The sequence below is a fragment of the Xenorhabdus kozodoii genome, assembly GCF_002632875.1.
Lineage (GTDB): Bacteria > Pseudomonadota > Gammaproteobacteria > Enterobacterales > Enterobacteriaceae > Xenorhabdus > Xenorhabdus kozodoii.
The window spans coordinates 1-2269 of sequence record NZ_NJCX01000064.1 but is presented as its reverse complement, the minus strand read 5'-3'; the positions used below and the strand labels follow the sequence as shown (position 1 = coordinate 2269).

General features: G+C 39.0%; 2 protein-coding genes and 2 pseudogenes. All 4 read right to left on the bottom strand.

Annotated elements, in window-relative coordinates:
- Positions 1-205 precede the first annotated feature (205 nt).
- Positions 206-505, bottom strand: a pseudogene (locus tag Xkoz_RS19010) (HNH endonuclease); the annotation flags it as partial.
- Positions 505-825, bottom strand: a pseudogene (locus tag Xkoz_RS19005) (phage major capsid protein); the annotation flags it as partial. The pseudogenes Xkoz_RS19005 and Xkoz_RS19010, both read right to left, overlap by 1 nt.
- A 137-nt stretch (positions 826-962) precedes the next feature.
- Positions 963-1346: a hypothetical protein gene (locus Xkoz_RS19000; protein WP_141554453.1), complete on the bottom strand. Its 384-nt coding sequence runs from the start codon at positions 1344-1346 to the stop codon at positions 963-965.
- 16 nt (positions 1347-1362) lie between these two features.
- A partial coding sequence (locus Xkoz_RS21450; protein WP_099143496.1) for a hypothetical protein occupies positions 1363-2269 on the bottom strand: 907 nt, incomplete at its 5' end.

The window sequence follows — 2269 nt, the reverse complement described above, 5'->3', positions numbered from 1 at the left end:
TGGCGGCGGTGTGCGGGTGTACTCATGGTTAATCGACTCTTATGATGGAATGATAAGGCATTATCATCGCACAAATTTTTCATGACGACACTATCTAGTTTATTTTCAAAAAAAGTGCCGTGCGTAAAAATTTGAGGTGGGGGTCGGTTCCGCTGAGAAGTGCGTTTGTCATTTTTGATACCCCCACCCACTATTTCATTTGTTATTATTCTGCCACTAACCAACCGCGACGCTTTGCCGCTTCGGTTTCCCGTTCCTGATAGATACCCTGTTTACGTTTCGCTTTGGTGATAGGATCTGTCTGTACGGTCTTGCGGTTATGGCAGGGCTGGCATAACGATTGATGATTGGATTCAGGCCAGAACAACACATCAGCTTCACCCTGTATCGGGATAATGTGATCCACAATCGTTGCAGGGGTATAGATATCTTGCTGTAGGCAGTGGACACATAACGGATTCGCTTTCAGGTATTGCAGCCGATAGTGTCCCCATCGGTTACTGTAACGGTATAGCCGCCGTCTGACGGAACGCCTGTAGACAAGGAACGGTTTTCTCCGGTCAGAACGTAGTGGCGCAGTTCATCATTGCTGAGTGTTTTACTGGTAGGCTGGGTTTTACCCGCCTGACTGCGTTCTTCATCAGATAGGGCTTCATAACGGGCAATTTCGACATTGAGCGCATCGGACTGATTACGTAGCTTGTCGAACTGTTTCGCTTCATCGGTAGTCAGTGAGCGCTTTTCGCTTTCGGCTTTGGTAAGCAGCGAGCGCATCTGGTTGGTTAAATCGGCTTTCTGTTGGCGTAATTCGAGAGGTTTTTTCATGGTGTTTTTTCGGAATAGTTATTTTTCAATAAATAACTTTTTAACACTATGAAAAATAATAAGAAAGAATCCTGATTATGTTGAGCTAACATACAAAAATATAAAAATGGCGACTTAAATCGCCATTTTGCTAATGGCTATTTATTTTTTACTTTTATAGTGTAGATTTTATTAAATTCCTCGGAGCTTTTAAACATATTACCATAGATAGCTCCATGTATATTAACTGTTGCCGTTCCTGCCTTGGCAGGAATACCACTTATTATGATGCAGTTATTATCCTTTGTTGATATGGTGTTTTTAGTTATCACCTCTTTAGGTAATTCACAATGTTGGGCATGTAGTCCTAAATCATCCGGTTTTACACTATTACCAGCTAGCATCCCTATAACACGTCCACCCTCTATATTTATAGTGCTATAATACGACTCACCTACTTTAGCATCAGGTAGTTCGTTTTCTTTAGGTGAAAATGAAACGGAACTACCACAGGCAGTGAGAAAAAAAACAGCCATTATCATTAAATATTTATTCATTTTATTGTAGTGGTTTAAAAACCACTCCTCCGAATAATTGATTCAAAAAGGAATCCATTGTAGTGTTGCTTTTTATTTGTTGATATGTATCACCCCATGAAAATAATTCAAGTTCAACTTGTTGTTTATTTTCTTTTACTACTCCATTCCATACAATCCAATGACTTTTATATTTAACACCATTACTTCGTCCCCTTCCTAACATAGTGTCAGATATCAATGTAATTACTTTATATCCTTGCGATGCGTAATCATTAAGAACCATTAAATCATTCATATTGCAATGAGATAATCCGACATTACTAAAAACTTTTTCATAACCAGACTTTTCAAACCATTCTGTTAACATTTCCCACATTGTAATACCAGCAACCTGATCATCAACTTCATCATAACTAAAAATGATATTTTCTGAATCTCTTAAACTCGCTAATGTCAACCAGTCTAACCCAGATATTCTTGCACCGTACTGATTATAAAATGAACCTTTAGGATGTCGGCAGCCGTCACCCGGTTTGATTTCTAATTGACCAATTTTGGTTTTCCCATGTTCCCATAACTCACGGGCAGCTTGCTCATAAATATCTGGTCTGTCCATTTGTAAACAATAAAAAAATGCCGCAGGACCACATAAACTTGCACCGCCCTGATCGGGAACGGTTGTTTTAGAAAGTCTGCCCTGAATTTCAGATTCAATTTTATTTTTTTCAAATGGGTCGTCAGGATGACCAATTGGATATTCTTTCGCAATAAACGGTCTTTCAGGAATAGTAATTTTTAATTCTATCGTATTATCGCCATCGCTGACAGGTTTTGTTTCAGCCGTACTTTCAAAATAGCAGGCATTTTCTCGTTTGTTATCCGAACAGGCTTTACCTGCTACAAATTCACCCAGCGTATACATTTTT

Coding starts and splice junctions, on each gene's coding strand:
- Xkoz_RS19000 (WP_141554453.1), bottom strand. CDS start 1,346: ATGATAATGGCTGTTTTTTTTCTCACTGCCTGTGGTAGTTCCGTTTCA.